General features: G+C 72.2%; 12 protein-coding genes and 1 pseudogene. 3 read left to right on the top strand and 10 right to left on the bottom strand.

Features of this window, described 5'->3' with window-relative positions:
• Position 1: 1 nt before the first annotated feature.
• Positions 2 to 940 (bottom strand): hypothetical protein, encoded by a 939-nt coding sequence (locus tag WMF29_RS11335; protein WP_437328849.1) that lies wholly within the window; start codon positions 938 to 940, stop codon positions 2 to 4.
• A 1,123-nt stretch (positions 941 to 2,063) separates the two neighbouring features.
• Here WMF29_RS11335 and WMF29_RS11330 point away from each other — a divergent pair.
• The 3 genes and pseudogenes from WMF29_RS11330 to WMF29_RS11320 all read left to right on the top strand — a co-directional run.
• Positions 2,064 to 3,026 (top strand): annotated as a pseudogene (locus tag WMF29_RS11330) (arabinofuranosidase catalytic domain-containing protein); the annotation flags it as partial.
• A gap of 250 nt (positions 3,027 to 3,276) precedes the next feature.
• The gene (locus WMF29_RS11325) at positions 3,277 to 3,771 is read left to right on the top strand and encodes a DUF6194 family protein (RefSeq protein WP_437328848.1); all 495 of its coding nucleotides are present in this window, start codon (positions 3,277 to 3,279) and stop codon (positions 3,769 to 3,771) included.
• 152 nt (positions 3,772 to 3,923) lie between these two features.
• On the top strand, positions 3,924 to 4,529 hold the full coding sequence (locus tag WMF29_RS11320; RefSeq protein WP_437328847.1) for a Uma2 family endonuclease: 606 nt from the start codon (positions 3,924 to 3,926) through the stop codon (positions 4,527 to 4,529).
• Between the two features lie 133 nt (positions 4,530 to 4,662).
• On the opposite strand, the gene WMF29_RS11315 is transcribed toward WMF29_RS11320, so the two are convergent.
• From WMF29_RS11315 to WMF29_RS11275, 9 genes are all read right to left on the bottom strand, one after another.
• Positions 4,663 to 6,453, bottom strand: a complete 1,791-nt coding sequence (locus WMF29_RS11315; protein WP_437328846.1) for a cytochrome c/ABC transporter substrate-binding protein — start codon at positions 6,451 to 6,453, stop codon at positions 4,663 to 4,665.
• Positions 6,446 to 7,162, bottom strand: coding sequence for an SCO family protein (locus WMF29_RS11310; protein WP_437328845.1), 717 nt, complete (start codon positions 7,160 to 7,162; stop codon positions 6,446 to 6,448). The genes WMF29_RS11315 and WMF29_RS11310 overlap by 8 nt, the downstream gene beginning before the upstream one ends.
• A 7-nt stretch (positions 7,163 to 7,169) precedes the next feature.
• Positions 7,170 to 7,787, bottom strand: coding sequence for an SCO family protein (locus WMF29_RS11305; protein ID WP_437328844.1), 618 nt, complete (start codon positions 7,785 to 7,787; stop codon positions 7,170 to 7,172).
• Entirely contained in the window at positions 7,784 to 9,991 is a 2,208-nt protein-coding gene (locus WMF29_RS11300) for a YncE family protein (protein WP_437328843.1), read from the bottom strand. The genes WMF29_RS11305 and WMF29_RS11300 overlap by 4 nt, the downstream gene beginning before the upstream one ends.
• Positions 9,992 to 10,011: 20 nt before the next feature.
• The gene (locus WMF29_RS11295; protein WP_437328842.1) at positions 10,012 to 14,661 is read right to left on the bottom strand and encodes a copper oxidase; all 4,650 of its coding nucleotides are present in this window, start codon (positions 14,659 to 14,661) and stop codon (positions 10,012 to 10,014) included.
• Positions 14,662 to 15,060: 399 nt separating this feature from the next.
• A complete protein-coding gene (locus tag WMF29_RS11290) occupies positions 15,061 to 15,516 on the bottom strand; it encodes a DUF3574 domain-containing protein (RefSeq protein ID WP_437328841.1) in 456 nt (151 codons plus the stop codon).
• A gap of 133 nt (positions 15,517 to 15,649) precedes the next feature.
• Positions 15,650 to 16,021, bottom strand: coding sequence for a DMT family transporter (locus tag WMF29_RS11285; RefSeq protein WP_272102931.1), 372 nt, complete (start codon positions 16,019 to 16,021; stop codon positions 15,650 to 15,652).
• 168 nt (positions 16,022 to 16,189) lie between these two features.
• Positions 16,190 to 16,624 (bottom strand): nuclear transport factor 2 family protein, encoded by a 435-nt coding sequence (locus WMF29_RS11280; RefSeq protein ID WP_272102930.1) that lies wholly within the window; start codon positions 16,622 to 16,624, stop codon positions 16,190 to 16,192.
• The gene (locus tag WMF29_RS11275; protein WP_437328840.1) at positions 16,621 to 17,583 is read right to left on the bottom strand and encodes an aldo/keto reductase; all 963 of its coding nucleotides are present in this window, start codon (positions 17,581 to 17,583) and stop codon (positions 16,621 to 16,623) included. Before WMF29_RS11275 ends, WMF29_RS11280 begins: the two co-directional genes overlap by 4 nt.
• Between the last annotated feature and the right edge of the window lie 20 nt (positions 17,584 to 17,603).

The raw sequence follows: 17,603 nt of genomic DNA, 5'->3' as shown, positions 1-17,603 counted from the left end.
GTCAGCGCAGGCGCAGCTGCACCCCCAGCATCCCCGTGACGCCCCCCTTCGGCAGCACGGCCTCGGGCTTCGGGGGGAGGTGGAGGTCGGTCTGGTGGATCCGCACGAACGCCTCGGCGCTCCCGAGGAGGGCCACGCTGCCCTCGGCCGGCCATACGAGGTCGATCGCCGTGCGCGTCCCGAAGGCCCATCCGTGCCCTGTCTCTTCCGGCTTCTTCGGGTCGTGCGGGGAGGCCATCACCCAGTCGGCGGCCGCCTCGATCCTCGCCCGGACGAGCGCGTCGAGCGGCGCGATGGGCGCGGCGATGCCGCCGCCGCCCCCGAGCGTGAGCCACTGGACGGACACGCCCGGGGCCGGCTCGCGCAGGGCCGCAGCATAGGAGACCGAGAGGGTCCCGAAGAAGCCCGAGCGCCGGTCGAGCGCCGTGGCCATGATCCAGCCGCCGGCGCGGGCGGGGCCGGCGGCGCGGGCGGGGCCGACATCGAGGCCGTTGCCGACGAGCCCGCCGGCGGCGAGGAACCAGCCAAGCGGGCGCGGCGTCGGTGCGTGCGCAGCCGGCTCGGCGGCGGTCGGCTCGGCGGCGGTCGGCTCGGGCGGCGCCGCGGCGCCGGCGCGCTCCGACGCCAGGGCCGCGACCAGGAGCCCCGCGGTGCGGTAGCGGTCGGGCAGCGGATCCTCCTCGCGGAACTCGATCTCGCGCGACGACAGCGTGCCCTCGGGCGCGCCGAGGGAGGCGACGTCGACCCGCAGGCGGCGGTAGTCCGGGCCGTCCAGCCAGACGACGGCGAGCGCCCGGAGCGGGGTCCCGCCGCGCTTCGGATCGCCGAGCGCGCACCCGCCGCCGCCGGCGGCGCGGGAGCACGCCTCGACGAGGAGCGCCGGGAGCTCGCCTTGTACGGCAGGGCCCGACGCGATATCGACGACGATCGGGGCCGGCAAGAGGTCTACCCGGGACCGACGCTACCGAGCGGGAGCGGCGAAGGCAAGCAGGAGACGGCCGCCGGGCGCTCGCGGCGGTGCCTCGTATCCGTCGGCCATGAGCAGATGGTGACCGACCCCATGAGGCCCTCGGGGCTGTCGACGTTCCAGTCGACCGCTGGTCGCCCCATGCACGCAGCAGGAGGAACGTTGAGCGCGACGTCCGGACCAAGACCGGAACGGCGTTGTTCGCCTTCATCCTGGAGGACATCCAGCGATTGAATATTTGCAGGACGTGAAGCACGATGGGTATGTCGGAAACCCGACCTGAGGCAGGTGCGGCCTTCCCGCTTGCTGGGCGGGACCCTGGCCGGGCCAGCCCGACACGCAAGGCGGGCGACACGTGGTCGGTCAGCCAGACGCCGTTGGAGGCCTGGTAGACGAGCGGACCGGCGAAGATCGCGATCCTGTGCCGATCCCTCCTGACGCCGCGCTCCGAACGATCCCTCGCTCGACGCGGCGCTCCGAAGGAGACCCGCCGGCCTCGTCCTCCCCCGGGCTCGAGGACAGCGGCAGGCCGGTCGATTGGAATTGACATCCGGAATGTGAACGTTCACATTGACCTGTAGGGGCATCCTTCTGCTTCGGCGATCTCAGTTCCCATCCGGCTCGACCAGCGACCCGAATCGAGGAGAGATGCCACTGGGACTACTGTCTTCGTTCGCTCGAGGCAAACTGGCGTCGCTACGGGCGCCACGGGCCCGTGGCACAGTGGCCAAGTCAGGTGGCCACTTGGCTTTGCGAGCCGCATTCACTCGGCAATAGCGCCCGATCAGGAGAAAAGATGAAAAAGACGCTGATGCTCACGTTCGTATTGGCCGCACAAGGCTTGAGCTGCACCGCTGACAACCCCGGAGCCGAGAAGCCCACGGCGACCGGAGACGCTGGCGGGGCAACTGCTGGAGGAGGCGCTGGTGGTAACGGCGGCGGCGCAGCAACCGGGGGAACGGGGGATGGCGGCGGCGCAACAAGCGGGGGAGCGGGAGACGGCGGCGGCGCAACAAGCGGGGGAGCGGGTGGTGGGGGCGGCGCGGCAAGCGGGGGAGCTGGTGGCACTGGCGGTTCCGGTGACGCGAACGCGTCGACCGGGCCGTGCGATCTTTACGAGAGCGGCGGCACGCCGTGTGTTGCCGCCCATAGCACGGTGCGCGCCCTGTTCGGCGCCTACGCCGGGAAGCTCTACCAGGTCCGGCGTGCCTCGGACAACGCGACCAGGGACATCTCCGTGCTCAAAGCCGGGGGCCCCGCCGATTCCGCACCACAGGACGCGTTCTGCGCCGGGACCTCGTGCGTGATCACGGTGCTCTACGACCAATCCGGACACGGGAATGACCTCTGGTACCAGGGCTCGGACGTGGTGCCCGGCTCACCGAGGAGCAGCCCAGCGAAGGCCACCACGGAGTCGCTGCAGGTGAGCGGGAGCAAGGTCTACTCGCTTTACATCAACCCCGGCAACAGCTACTGGCGCGACGGCCACACCACCGGCGTTCCGACGGGAAGCGCGCCGGAAGGCCTGTACATGGTGACGAGCGGCATCCACGTCAACGGCGGGTGCTGCTTCGACTACGGCAACAGCGAGACCACCCGCAAGGCCGACAGAGCTGGCGCCATGGACGCCATCAACTTCAGCAAGCAGTGTTGGTTCGGAGGCTGCTCCGGCACCGGTCCGTGGGTGCAGGCCGACCTGGAGTGGGGTCTGTTTCCGGGCGGCAGCAGCAGCTGGAACCCGAATCAAAAGGCGCTTCCGCACAAGTACGTCACCGCGATCCTGAAGAACGACGGGACCACGCGCTTCGCGCTGAAGGGCGGCAACGCCCAGTCGGGCGCTCTGACCAAGCTTTACGAGGGCTCGCTGCCGCCCAACTATAGCCCGATGAAGAAGCAAGGCGCCATCGTGCTCGGCAGCGGTGGTGATTGCTGCAAGCCCGACGGCGGCGCGAACGACAGCGCAGGTACGTTTTACGAGGGGGCGATCGCCGCCGGCTACCCGAACGATGCCACGGAGGACGCGCTCCAAAACAATATCATTGCGGCTGGCTATGAGTGAGCGGGCGCGGATGGCGTGTCCAGCGCTGCTGCGGGAGGTTCATGGCGGAGAGAGAGGAACCGCCAAGAACGCCGAGTTCACAGGGAGTGAGCTACGCGCCTGACGCCGGTACGGAGGACGGCCACGTTGAAGTTGAATCAAGGGGTCAAGTCCGCTAGACGAATCCACGACGGGCTTCGCCCGACGCGCGGCGCCTGGCGCGCGGCCTCGACCCACACACCTGCTGGCAGACACTCCCGCGGAGACTCCGATGAACGAAGCCTCGATCACCCGGTACATCACCGACACATTGGATGGCGTCGATGTGGTCGTCGCATCCCGCGAGGCTGGATCTCCCGAGCTCGCCTGGGGCGACACCTTCTTCAGCTACGACCCCGGACGCCAGCTCCCGCCTGCGCGCCGGTTCCCGTTCGCGACGATCGTCACCAAAGACTATGGCGAATTCGACTGCGCCTCCCAGCTGGATCGCCCGGGAGTCTTCCGGCTGAACATCGGCGTCAGCAAGGAGACGTACCGCTCCTTGTTTGGCCCCCAGCCGTCTCCTCCTCCTGTCGGCAGGGCCGTGGAGACCGGCCACGACTTCGCCGCCCAGGATCGACTGCTGCCGCACCCCGTGTACGCACCGCAGTCCTGGGTCTGCGTGCTGAACCCCAGCGAGGCGACCTTCGAGGCGGTGCGGCCGCTGCTGGCCGAGGCCCATCAGCTGGCTGTCAGCAGGTACGCGAAACGCGAGACCCGCGAATGAGGCTGAACAAGGCGATGCGCTCGACCGGACCGCACGCGAGCTTCCCCGGGCGAGCGCGTCGAGGCCGTGCTCCCTCCCCTTCTGGTCGGTCGCGGTGATGTGTCGGCGACGCCGGTGGTGCCCTCGACAGCCGCCGGCGCTATCCTGCGCGCATGTCCGGAGCCGCTTCCGCCCGCCGCCTCGCCACCGCGGACGATCTCCTGGCTATCCCCGAGCGCGAGCGCTTCCACGAGGTCATCGGTGGCGAGCTCGTTCGCAAGGCCATGCCGAGCGGCCCGCACGGGCGCGCCCAGCTACGGATCGGGAGCCGGATCAGCGGACCGTATGATCGACGGCCCGGCGGCCGCTGGCCCGGTGGCTTATGGTTCGCGACCGAGGTCGAGGTCGAGCTGGAAACCCACGAGGTCTACCGTCCCGATGTGACAGGGTGGCTGCGCGAGCGCTTGCCGGAGCTGCCCAGGGAGGTGCCCATCCGGGTGCGGCCGGACTGGGTGTGTGAGGTGCTATCGCCGTCGAACAGCCGCAACGATCTGTTCAAGAAGCTCCGGACCTACCAGCGCTGCAAGGTGCCCCACTACTGGATCGTCGACCCCGAGACGGAGACGCTCATGGTCTATCGGTGGACGACAGAGGGATATCTGCTGGTGCTGGCGGCCGAGCGGGAGGATCGGGTCAGGCCCGAGCCTTTCGATGCGATCGTCCTGAAGGTAGGCGCGCTGTTCGACGACGACGAGGACGAGGAGGAGCAGCTGCGATGACGGACCGCGGCCCCGCGACCTGGAGACGAGGGCGCCGCGAGGCAGGTGGCAGCAGCGGTGGAACGGGTGGATCGCGACGGTTCTCCCCGGCAAATTCGTCCTCATGGGACACCGGGGTCGAGCTCGATCCGTCCTACGGGACCACCTCGATCCACGCCGACGCGCGCACAGCAGCGTCGGACGCCGGATCGATCCGGAAGACGCTCGCTCCGAGGACCCCAGTCCGGCGGTTCCGGGCGAAGGTCACGGGCGGGGCCGGGCCTGCGTCGAAGTCTCGGAGCTGCTCGAGCGCCGCGATCAGCCCCTCCCGCGTCGCATGGGCGCCGGCGCGCTTCAGCGCCTCGATCGCGATCTGCGCCGCGACGTACGCGCTCGCCTGGACTCCGAGCGGCCCCGGCGCGACGCCCGCCCGGCGCAGGAACGCATGCAGCGCGTCCTCCGATGCCCGCTCCCGCTCACCCAGGGAGCCTGGGTACAGGAACAGCACGCGGCCGGCGAGCTCGCGGGACGGCGCCCCGGCGCTCCCGGCGATCGATCCCAGCGAGGCGTAGATCGGCGCGGCCGATCCGATGTCGTCCAGCGCCGCCCGGGCGCTCGCGAGGTCCGCGCCGGGGCCCCAGAAGAGAACGGCCCGCGCCGCGTGCGCCCGCACCGCGCCGACCACGTCGCGCGGCGAGAGGCGGCCTGGCTCGAAGGAGAGCGCCGGCGGCGCAGGAAGATCGCGGTGAGCTGCCTCCGCGCGCGCGCCCGACGCCCAGGCCTCGCCGGCGTGGTCGCGCGTGTGCACGACGAGCGCGAGCGACGCCGCGTTCGCAGGAGCGCCGGCGAGGTGCTTGACCGCCACGCGGGCCAGCACGTCGGGCCCCGGCAGCACCTGGAACACGAGGTCGTCGGCCCCGGCCGCGCCCCCTCCGGCTGCCTCCCGCGCGCGACCAGTGGCGCCGCTGGCCAACCCGGGTGCGGCCGCCGCCGGGGCGCCGTCGGCCAACCCGGGTGCGGCCGCGCCGCCGGCCAACCCGGGTGCGCCCGCCACCGCGAACGGCCCCACGAGCGCCGCCCGCTCCTCCGAGAGGCGCGCCCGCAGCGCTGGATCCCCGTCGAAGGCGCTACCCACCAGCGCCAGCACGCCCCGTTCCAGCAGGCGCGCCGTCGCCCCGGCCTCGCCCGACGGCCCGGCGCTGTCCTCCACGCGCAGCTCGATCCGCCGGCGGTAGATGCCGCCCTGCGCGTTCACGTCGGCGAACGCCGCCATCAGCACGTCGCGCGCAGCCGCTCCCACCGGCGCATCCGGCCCGGTCAGCGGCAGCGCGGCGCCCAGCGCCACCGAGCCCGCCGTGACGCCAGGATCCAGATCCCGGCCGACGCAGCCCAGATATTCAACAAGATCCGATAGATCCGCCTCTTCCAGGCGGTACCGCGGCATCACCGGGCTCAGCCACTGCCCCGCGGGCCCTCGCCCCTCCCGGATGGCCGTCACCAGCGCGGCGGCGCTCATCGCGCCCTCGCCTGGCTGCCTCCCCTGCCCAGCTCCCCCAGCCCGCTCGCCGCTCGCCGCAAGGCGCCGCTCGGCCGCGAGCGGGGGCGCCGTGACGCCGCCCTCGGTCGTCCCCTGCCCGCTGGGGCCGTGGCAGCCCGCGCAGGCGGCCTCGCGGCCGGAGAGCGCCGCGGCGCCGCCGACGATCGCGCCCTCGATGGGCCGGCCGTCCTCGGTCGCGCCGCGCTGGTAGATGCGCTTGCCGCGCAGGGCGGCCGGCGAGAGCTCCTCGCACGACGCCGCCTCGCCCGCCGCGGCCGCATGCGCCCGGGGCGCGCGATCGTCGCGGCCGAGCGCCCACGCCGCGACCGCGCAGAGCCCCAGCGCCGGCACCGCAGCCAGGAGGCCGAGCCGCGCCCTGCCAGGACGACGGGCCCTCGGCCTATCCACCGCCCGCGCTCCGCGCCACGGGCCCTCGCGGCGGCAGGAAGGCCCGGACCTCGTCCGCGAGGCGCCCCGGCGGCGCGATGCCCTCGACCCGCGTCCAGCGGCCCTCCGCCTCGCGCCCGATGAGCGTGATCGGCGCGTGCCGCTCCTTGATCGGCGCGCGCCCCCCGAGCGCTTCCAGCACGCGGTTCACGCGCTCGCGCCGCCCCGTCAGGAAGGACCAGCCCTTCCGCCGGCCGAACTTCTCGGCGTAGGCGTTCAGCCGCTCCGGCGTGTCCGTGGCGGGGTCCAGCGAGATCGAGACGAGCCGCACGTCCCGGTCCAGCGCGTCGCCGAGCTGGGCCTGGAGCCGGCCGAAGATGGCCGTCATCGGCGAGCAGATCGTCGTGCAGGTCGTGAAGATGAAATTGACGACGAGCACCCGATCCTTCGCGAGCTCGCGGAGGCGGACGGACCGGCCGTCCTGATCCACGAGCTCCTCGTCCAGGACCTCGACGCCCGTCGCCGGCGAGGCGCGCACCTCCGACGCGCCGTCCGGGGAGAGCCCAGGCGGCCCCGCGGCCGCAGCGACGTCCGGAGGACGCCCAGGCGGCCCCGCCGGAGTGGGGGCGGCGTGCTCGCCAGGAGGCGCGCTCCCGCGGCCGCACGAGGCCGCGGCGAGCGCGCCGGCCAGGACCAGCGCTTTCAATGCACCGAGCGACAGGAAACGCATGTCGGCCTCACCGTGGGTCATTGAGGTGCTGGACGGCGCGCGCGAGCGCCTCGGGCTCCTCGGTGGCGAACGCCTTCAGCCACATGCCGGTCGACGTGTCGCCGACGAGCAGCGTCATCGTGTGCTCGTCGGGCCGCCGCACCTGGCCGCCGAGGCGCTTCAGCACCGTGGCGACGTTCTCGGGCGTGCCGGTCAGGAAGTACCAGCCCTCGCCCGCCTTGAACTTCGCGGCGTACTCCTTCAGCGCGGCCGGCGTGTCGTTCTCCGGGTCGACCGAGATCGTCAGCATCGTCACCCGCTCCCCGCGCGCCCGGAGCAGCGCCTGCACGCGCGCGAGGTTCGCCGTCATGGTGGGGCAGGCGCCCTTGCACGAGGTGAAGGCGAAGTTGATGAGCACCTTCCGGCCCCGCAGCAGCCCGGCATAGAAGCGGTGCGCGCGGCCGTGCTGGTCGACGAGCTCGGTGTTGGTGAAGTACCGCTCCGCGGCGGCGTCGTCCTCCCTGGAAACGCCGCCGATCTTCATCCGCTCCACGCGCGGCGCCTTGTCCTCCGCGGGCGTGAAGCGCGCGGACGAGGAGATCGCGAGCGCGAGGGCTGCCGCGGCGAGGGCCGCCCCGGGCCTCATCGCGCACCTCCGACGTGCGCGCCGGCGCCGCGCGGCGAGACCCGCAGCGGGACGGACGGGAGCGCGCCGACAGGCGCCCCGCGCCCCGGAACGGCGGCGAGGAAGCGGTACTGGCCCGGCGCGGGCGGCGTGAACGCGACGGAGAACGTGCCGTCCCCCTCGGCCCGCGGCGCGCCGCGGAAGCGGTACCCGGTCGGGAACCGGACGACCATCACCTCGATGTCTTCCGCGTCGAGCGGAGGGCCCCCCTCGCCGGCGGTCGCGCGGAAGCGGAGCGTCGCGGGCTCGCCCGCCGCGAGCCGCAGGTCGGGCTCGAAGAGCGGCGCGATCGCGATGTCCTTCACGGGATCGCCCCCGCAGCCGGACCCGTCGGCCTCGCCGTCGCCCGGGGCGCAGCGCGCGGGCGCCACGGTGGCCTCGAGGCACACCCCCGTCCGCGGGCGGTCGAGGAGGAGCTCGACGTCGTAGCGCCCCCCCTCGCCGAGGCGCACCGTGGTCGCGTACACGCCCGGACGCACCTCCTTGAGCGACCTGTCCTCGACGAGGAGCGATCGCGGCTCGCGGCCGTAGCTCGGCAAGGTGCCGATCGGGGCCATCATGCCCTCCACGTAGACGTAGAGCGCCTTGTCGGCCGGGCTCGCGACGAGGGCGCCGTTGCCCTCGGGCAGGGGGGCGATGGGCGTGGCGAGCGCGGCGGGCCCTGGCCGCGCCGCGGCGGCCAGAGGCGGGCCCTGGCCGACCGCGATGTTGACGAGGGGCGGGGCCGCCGCGCCGCCGAGGGCCGCCCGGTCGACGAGCGAGACCCGCGCGGCGCCCCGGTTGCGGATGTAGGCGAAGGCCCCTGTGAAGGTGACCGCGTCCGGCGCGGCCAGCCCGGTGAGCGTGTGCGCCACCGCGCCCGTCGCGCCGTCGAGGACGGCGACCTCGTTCGCGGTCGGGTTCAGCGCGAACGAGAACCGCCCGCGCGGATCGAACTGGAGCGCGCCGAGCCCGGGCTTCAGGGCGACGCGCCCGGCCACGGCGCGCCGCGCGGCGTCGAGGACGACGACCTCGCCGCGCGCGGCGTTCGCCGCGTGGACAACGCCCGCCTCATCGCTCGCCGCGATGGAGACGATCCCCTCGCCCACCGCGATCTCGCCGAGCGGCTCGAGCGTCTCGCCGTCCACCACCGCCACCGACTCGCCCTGCTGGCTCGTGATCCACGCGGCGCGGCCGCCGCCGGTGAAGGCGATCTCGTGGTGGCCCGGGCCCACCGGGAGCGTCTTCAGGACGTCCGTCGAGCGGGCGTCGATCACGCTCACCGTCCCGTCGCCGTCGTTGCCCACCCAGACCGTGCGCCCGTCGGGCGCGATCACGACGCGCGACGGATCCTGGCCGACGGGGACGTTCGTCCGGACGAGCCCCCGCCGCGTGTCCACCACGGCGAGGCCCCGCCCGCCCCGGAGCGTGACGTAGAGGCTCTCCCGGTCGGGGTGCAGGACGAACGAGACGCCGGGGCCCGCGAGGCTGACCACGCTCCGGAGCTGCGTCCTGGCGAGGGTGACCTGCGGGTTGATGGCCGAGAGGGTGTTGTCCTGGTTCAGCGTCCAGAGGAGGTAGGCGTTCATGTCGACCTCGGGGCGCACGGACAGGAGGCCCGCCATGAAGCTCCTGATCTTCCCCCGGCACGCCGCCTCGTCCGGCGCGGCGTCGACCGCGCCGCTGGCGAGGCTCGCCGCGGGCGCGCCGCTGGCGAGGCTCGCTGCGGACACGCCGCTGGCGAGGCTCGCCTCGGGCGCGCCGCCGGAGAAGCTCGCCGCGGCGGCGCCGTCCGCCCCGGCGCGGCGCGACATCCAGCCGAGCGGCGTGAGGCCACGGACCGGCGCGCCGGTGGACGCGTCGGTGATGGTGAACTCGGCCACGACGTCGGAGCCCGCCACCGCCGCGGCCGGCGCCGCGCCGAGGCCGCTCTCCTCGCCCTGCTGGCCGCGGTCCAGCGGCCGCAGGGCGAACGCGATGGAGAGCCCATCGCGCTCGACCCGGCTCTCCTGCAGGGGAGCCGCCGGCTCCTCGGGCTGCGCCGGCGGCTCGGCCCCCGGGTCCTGCGACGCGGGGAGCGCCTCTCTCCTGCCGCAGCCGAGCGCCGTCGAGGCGCTGAGCCAGGCCAGCGAGAGCCAGAGTCCGCGCGAGCCCATCGAGGTCCCGCCCATCGAGATCCTTCGCATCACAGCGCCCCTCCTCCCGCTCACGGCGTGACCCGCCAGATGCCCCAGAGCCCGCCGGTGAGCATGGCGTTCGACTGGTCCAGGTAGAGGCGATCGCCGGGGACCTCGAACATGCCGCCCGACCTGAAGTAGGGAGTCACGTTCCACGCGGTCATGGGGCCGATGCCGCCATGCGCGCTCACGGCGAAGCTCTTGCTGTTCCGGCCCTGGTACCGGGATCCCGAGCCTTGCGCCCACGGGTTGTACGCCCACTCCGTGTTCGAGAGCCCGAACGAGTGCTGGCGCCGGTGCCCCGAGGCCTGCAGCACGCGGAAGCGCACGCGGTCATAGCGCCCCGCCGTGAAGATCGGCGTCGCGGGATCGCCGCGCCCCGCCGAGCTGAAGACGCCGCTGACGTCGAGGCCCGGCATGGTGCCGAGATGCGCGTCGGGCCCCACGCCGAGCCGCGCCCAGATGGGCTCGGCGCGGTAGTTGAACGCCTTGTGGCCAGTGAAGTCGGGATCGGGCGGGCCCAGGACGTTCGCGAGGACATCGCCGCAGGCCAGGGCCGGGTTGAGGCAGCGGAACGCCGCCTGATCCGACTGCAAGGGCACCTCGTCCTGGTAGAGGAGCACGAACTCGCGGAACCAGATTTCGGAGCCGTTCTCGTCCCGGTACTTCACCTGGGCCGCCGCGCGCGAGTCCCGGCTCGGGTACCAGACGGCGCCCTCCGGCTCGACGATCAACGCGCCGATCCCGCCGTGCATCGGGTGGTTCACCACGTCCGCCATGTCCTTGAGGTTCACGGCGCCGAGCTCGACGGGCTGCCAGCGGACGTCGCCCCGGGTCGTCACGGAGATGTCGCCGGCGTACCAGGTGTACGTCCGCTGCTTCCCGCGCTCGACCGTCTGATCGGGGTTTTCGCCCACGTTCGCGCCGTCGCTCGCCGTGACGTCATACCCCACGAGCTGCGCGTGCAGCGAGATGCGGTTCGACGGCCTCACCTGGTTGACGTTGAACCCGTCGACGATGGGAGCGTTGTAGTTCCACTGAGGCGACTTCGGCAGATCCTCGGGCAGGTCGTTGACGAGCGTGACCTCGACGCACTCGCCGGCCGCCGCGCGCAGGACGAGCGGCTCGGGCGGGCGCGCGCCCGAGCGCAGGGCGGCCAGATCCTCCTCGAGGACGAACAGGATGGCGTCGGGATCGTCGAGCCCGTACGTCGCGTTGTACGTGAGTCGATCGCCCGGCAGGTTGCCCCTCGCGGTGATCGCGTGGACTGTATACGCCCTCTTCTGGGCCTCTGGCGGGCACACCTCGACCTCCGGGCGCCTGCCCCTCGGCAGCGACGCGCCCGAGAGCGGCAGGAGATCCGCCTGCCGCTCGCCGTGGACGCGCAGGATGCCCCACCGCCCCTCCCAGAGATCGTCCGTCGGCGCGCCCGCATAGAGGTAGTCCGCGCCGCCCGCCGCGTTCTTCCGGAAGAGGGGCGCCCCGTCGAGCGCGAGATCCGCCTGCTCCGAGACGCCGATGGGCTGCCCGTTGGCGTAGCCGCTGTCGGGATCGGTCGCCTCGTTCAGCCACTTCTTCCCGTGCACGGTGAACACGTGCTGCTCCGCCTGCGCGCCCTGGGTGAGGCGGATCAGCGTGCGATCGCCCTCGTACGCGCGGAGCAGCGGTGTCGCCGGATCGCCGTGGACACGCGAGCTGAAGACGTTGTGCATGTCGCCGGCGTCGCCGCTCTTCTGGACGACCGCGCGCGTGCTGCAGTTGCGCTCGGCGATCCGGAGCGGGATCGGCTCGTTCCGGTAATTGATGAGCCCGACGCCCGAGTCACGCCACGAGATCGCGTCGGGGGTGGAGGGCCCATGGGTGATGGCCAGCGGCAGCGGCGCCGGCGCCTGCGACGACGGGTTCACCGGGCGGCCGCACTCGTCGTAGATGGGGCCGTAATCGGCGATGCTCAGGTTGAACTCGCGGAACGGGCTCCGGTGGTCGCCCGGGGGAAACAGGATGTCGGCGCGGTAGCTCGTCGGCCCGCCGTCGCTGCGATCGCCGAAGACCGCTCCGGTCTCCGGATCGCGCCAGATCGAGCCGGCCGGCTCGACGACGAGGCCGCCGTAGAGCCCGTGCTGCTGGTGCGACGAGGCGGCGAAGTGATCGTGCGTGAAGGCCGTGTTCAGCGCGCGGTCCTGGCCGGCCTCGCTCAGGATCGAATCGGCCCACCAGCGCTGTATCGTGGTCTGCGCCCCGAACGACGGGGTGGTCATGCGCGGGTGGAGCGTCGGGTCATCGAGCCGGACGCGCGCCCCGGACTCGCGACCCCTGACGTCGGCGGCGAGGGCCCCGCCGAGCGCGTTGGCCGCCTGGATGCGCGCCGCCACCTCCTCCATCGCCAGGGACCCGTCCTCGTAGTTGAAGCCGTTCGCCCCGCCGTCCGAGGCGGTGACGTCGAACTTCACGAGGTGGATGTGCTGGCCGATGACGTCGGTGGGCGTGAAGACCTGGAAGTCGTCCGCCGCGAGCGCCGCCGGGATGAGGTTCGTCGCGTGGAACACGACGCACTCGCCGGATTGCGCGCGGATGAACAGCGGCTCCGGCGCCTTCGTGCCGTCGAGGGTGGCCTCGACGTCCTTCTCGAGGACGATCATGCGCGCCTGCGCGTCGTGCCAGCCGGCCCGGTTCACCGGGGCGTTGGTCTGGACGTAGGCCGCGCGGTAGGTGCGCACCGGCGCGCCTGGCGGGCACGGGTCCGCGAAGGGGGCGCCCGCGGCCGGCGGCTGGCCGTTCACGAGGAAGAGCGCCGGCTTGCCGTCCGCCGTGAAGGCCGGGTAGCCCTTGACGGGGAAGCCGTAGCGCTCCGGCGCGCGCACGGCGCCCGGGAACGCGCCCGCGTGGAAGTTGGCGGCCGCCACCTCCGACGGGGTGCCGTCCTTCGGCAAGAGCTGCACGTCGGCCTTGGAGAGCTGCACGTCGAAGAGGCCGCGGCCGCCGACCGCCGCGCCTCCCGGCGGGACGTTCGCGATGTAGTGGCGCGGGAGCCCGCCGTCGTTCTCCATGTCGCGGGGCGGCTGCGGCGGCCGGTGCCCGGCGACCGCGGCGACGTAGAACGGATAACCCGGCATGGGGTCGCGCTCCTCGGTCTTCCCGTCGGCCATCCTGACCGACGTCCGCGCGTAGGTCGGCATCGGCGCCAGCGCGACGCCGGGGATCGGCACGACCGCGGGCGTGGGCGTCCCCGCCGCGAGCTCGCCGTCCGGGAGCGAGCGGTCCGGCGTGCCCGCCTCGAAGACGTCGTGTGTGCGCCAGAGCCCCCACATGCCCTGCGCGAAATGGGCATACAGGTGGCAGTGGTAGATGGCGTCTCCCACCGAGAGGTTGCGGTTGCCGCCTCCGCCATAGGTGATGTCGTACGTGTAGGCGGCCCTCGGGCCGATGGTCTGCGAGTCGATGTACGCGCTCTTGTCGTTGCCCGGCGACCGCAGCCACTGGTGGCCGTGGACGTGGAAGACGTGCGTCTCGCTGGGGCCGGCGTGGAGGTTCCGTATGCGGACGGGATCCCCGAGGTAACCGTGCGATACGTTGGAGGGGTCGTCCGGATAGAGGGCCTCTGTCGCGTTGCCGGCGTCGTCCCGATCGATGTTCAGCGCCGGATCCCCGTTGACCCACGAGCTCAGGAAGAACTCCTCGAACTTGCACTCCTCGCAGCGCTTGCTCGGGCCGATCCTCTGCTTGTTGGCGAAGACGGCGCTGCCCAGGCTGGCGGCGCCGTAGTTGATGCCGAAGCCGGTGCGCACGCCGTTGTAGCGCGGATCCGCCTGGTACTCCGCGATGGGCTGGACGACGCTCAGGATGTCGTGGAAGAGCACCGTGAACTCGCGGAAATAGCCCATGTTCTCCGAGGCCGGGGTGCCAACCTCCGTCTCCTCGTCGAAGCCCGCGATGATGGCGTTGACGTCGCCGTGCACGATCTCGCCGGCGTCGTCGATCATCTTCAGGATCGGCTGACCGGACGCGTCGACCGCGTCGTAGTCGATGCGCGGGGTGCCGTCCGGGTTCGAGGGGTTCAGGGACGCGTCCTTGAGCTCGGCGGCCGTCACCTGCGAGCGATACGCGACCGCGCCCGGCGGCTCGACGGTGACAGCGCCGTACAGCGTCTGCGAGATCCGCCGCCCCGGCCCGGGCTCCGAGCCGACCGTGGCGCCCCCGCTGTGCATGAGGAACGTGCCCTCGCGGCCGGCGAAGAGCTCGTACGTGCGCGTCTCGCCCGGCGCGGCCAGCGAGCTCTCGTTCTTCCCGACGTCGGCGGCGAGCGCGTCGATGCTCCGGATCTGGAGCCCGACCACCTGGATCGAGGCGTCGCGGGTCGACGTCGAGGTGCTCGGCAGCGCGCCTGTCGCGGGCGTGAGCCAGTTGGTGAACTTGATGGAGAGCCTGTCTCCGGCGTTGACCCGCAGGACGAGGGGCCTCGGGCGCTTGCCCGGCCGCAGCGTCGCGTTGCCCGGCCCGATGGCCTTCGACGGGTCGGCGGCCACCACGTCCCGGCGGAGCGCGTACACCATGCCTCCAGGGTTGAACGCGCCGAGGCGGTCGTAGACGAACATCTGATCGATGGCCACGACGTCCGCGAACACCGTCCTTCCAGACGCGGGTGCATGGAAGTCGTAGCGCACCTCATCTTGGCTCTCCACTACGCTCTCCTCCTCCTGAGGAGGCGCTTCGGAGCCCGAGCACCCAACGACAGCCACCATCGTCATGGCCCATCCGGGCCGCCAGGGAAGCCTCATCAGCACGGGGATCTCCTTGCTCCCGTTGGAGCCGAGCAGGAGCGCTCACGTCGAACGCTTGTCGTTATGAACGCCAGGCACGAGCACGCCGACGGATGCGCGCAACACAATGCGCGGCCATGCGCCGACCGAAGCCTGGCAGTTGTAACAAAACTTTGTCTCCCAGCCCCCCACGGGTCAAGAATCTTCGCGATCAGGGGCCCGCCGAGGAGGGAGAACAGGCGCTGTTCCGAACAGACACGCGCGGGACATGCGCTGTCCCCGCGGCGGGCGGAGCTCCACCTTCAGCGGCGGTACCAGGCGTCAGAAGCCGACGCAGACGGGCTCGTCGATACGCAGCACGGACTCCTGGTTGAAGCGAACCTTGTATTCCTTGCGGATCGCGTCGATGGCGTCCGAGGCGACCTGGCCGCCGTCGTGGAGGAGCATGATCAGCCGGCTGTCCTCGCGGATCAGCTTCCCCGTCTTCGCGAGGTACTGGCCGTCGACATCGAACTGGGTCAGCCCGTCCTTGAAGCGCGGGGTGACCGCCGTGTCGACGAACTGCTGCCACTCCGCCTGCGTCACGGGGGGCAGCTCGAACCGATCCAGGCCGAAGAAGAGCTCGGTCCGCGTCATCGGATCGCCGCGCCCGCAGGCGGCGCCGGCCCGGCCGGGCGAGGGGTGCGCGGCGTCCTGGCGGGCGCCGTGGCACGCAGTCGCGAGGGGCGCCGCGAGGAGCACGGCGAGCAAGGCACGCGGGAGCGTTCGGCTGCGCATGGCGGCGGTCTCCGGGATGAGGGCGTTCGGGCGCGAGGCGCGCGCCACCGTACCACGGCCCCACGCCGAGGGAGGGCGGAGAGGCAGGCCGGTCCGGCGGTCCGACGTCGCGCCGCGGAGGCCGGCCGGAGGCCTAGGCGATGTTGTACGCGAGCAGCGCGATCCCCGCCGCGATCAGGACGATGCCGCCGATCTGCAGCGCCGTCAGCGTCTCGCGCAGGAAGTACACCGAGAAGACCGAGATGAGCAGGAAGCCGCCCGACGACATGATCGGATAGGCGATCGACAGGTTGATGCGCTTGAGCGCCAGGACGTAGAACAGGATGTTCGACGCGAAGAGCACGAGCCCCAGCACGAGGTGGTAGTTCGTGACGAGCGCGAGGGCCTTCTCGACGAGGGACAGCCCCTCCATCGAGGGGACGCGCCGCGACGCCAGCTTCATCAGGATGTTCGCTGTCGCGTTGAAGACGAGGGCGATGATCAGGAAGAGGTAACCTTGAGCCATGGCTGACGTGCGGCGAGCGCGCTCTCGGGGGAGCTCGCCGGTCCCGGGAGGGCACCGGCGCGGCGGGCAGCAGTAGCAGATCCGGGAGGACGGCGGGAGCGACAAAGGAGGGGGCAAGGCCCTCGCGACGCGGCCCCTCGGCGCCTCAGGCGGGCGGGGCGCCGCGCTTCAGGCGGGCGGGGCGCCGCTCTCGTCGCCGAGGAACGCCATCACGGAGGCCACGTCGTACGCGTTCTCCCAGTGCTCCGTGATCAGGCCCCCGCGGAAGCGCCAGACCCCGCAGAACGGCATCGCGAGGCTCGCGCCGCCGAGGTGGGCCCGCAGCAAGCCGAAGGCGGCGCCGAAGTGATCGTTGGCGAAGATGTGCTGCACATCCATCTGCAGGGTGCCGCCGGTCATGCGGATCAGCTCGCGCTCGTGGGTGGCGGCGGCCGCCCTGCCGACGACGCGGCCGGCGGCCCTGTCGCGGCAGAGCTCCCGGTGCGCGGTGTGCAGGACCATGTCGTCGGCGACGAACTCCCCGATGCGCGACAGATCGGCGTAGAGGGTGCGCAGCTTCTGGACGTTCGGATGGGCGGCGCTCGTTTGCTGCTGGGTGCTCATGGCGTCTCCTTCGTGTGGGCGGACCCCGATTCCGACGTCGATGGACGCCACGTCTTCGCGGCGGCGGCGGCGTCCTCGATGGCGGCCAGCTCGCTCTCGTCGAGCTTCATGTCCGCGGCGCGACAGTTCTCTTCCAGGTGCTTGATGGACGAGGTGCCGGGGATGGCGAGGATGGACGGCGACCTGTGCAGCAGCCAGGCGAGGGCCAGCTGGGCGGGCGTCGCGCCGCGCTCCTTGGCGAGCCCGGAGAGGACGCTGCCGGGCTTGGCGAGGTCGCCGTGCCCCATGGGGAACCACGGGATGAACGCCATGCCGTGCTGCTCCGCGTACCGAAGGGCCTTCTCGCCGGAGCGGTCCGCGACGTTGTACAGGTTCTCCACGGCGGCGATCTCGGTGATCTCGCGCGCCTTGGCGAGCTGCTCCACGGTGACCTCGGGCTGCCCGGAGAGCCCGATATGGTGGATCTTGCCCTGCTCCCGGAGCCGCGCGAGCTCGCCGAGCTGATCGGCCAGCGGTACGGCCGGGTCGATGCGGTGGAGCTGATAGAGCTCGATGCGCTCGAGCCCGAGGTTTCGAAGGCTCATCTCCACCTGCTGGCGGAGGTACGCCGGACGCCCGCACGGGACGATGTACGGGCGCCCCTGCACCGTCCAGTCCTCCGGTCCGGAGCGCAGCAGCCCGCCCTTGGTGGTGATCACGAGCCCCGCCGGGTACGGATGGAGGGCGCGGCGGATGATCTGCTCGTTGGTGTCCGGGCCGTAGGCGTCGGCGGTGTCGATGAAGTTGACCCCGAGGTCGACGGCGCGCCGCAGGAGCCGGACGGCCGCGTCCGGGTCGGCCGGCGGCCCCCAGTAGCCCGGCCCGGTCAGGTACATGGCGCCATAGCCCATGCGGCAGACGGGACGGTCGCCTCCGAGCGTGAACCTCAGCGACGGAGTCTTCAGCGATGCGTTGGTCATCAGCCTTCCCTTCCTCTTCT

The organism is Sorangium sp. So ce381, from assembly GCF_051473845.1.
Classification (GTDB): Bacteria; Myxococcota_A; Polyangia; order Polyangiales; family Polyangiaceae; genus Sorangium; species Sorangium atrum.
This window is presented reverse-complemented; position numbering and strand designations above follow the sequence as displayed.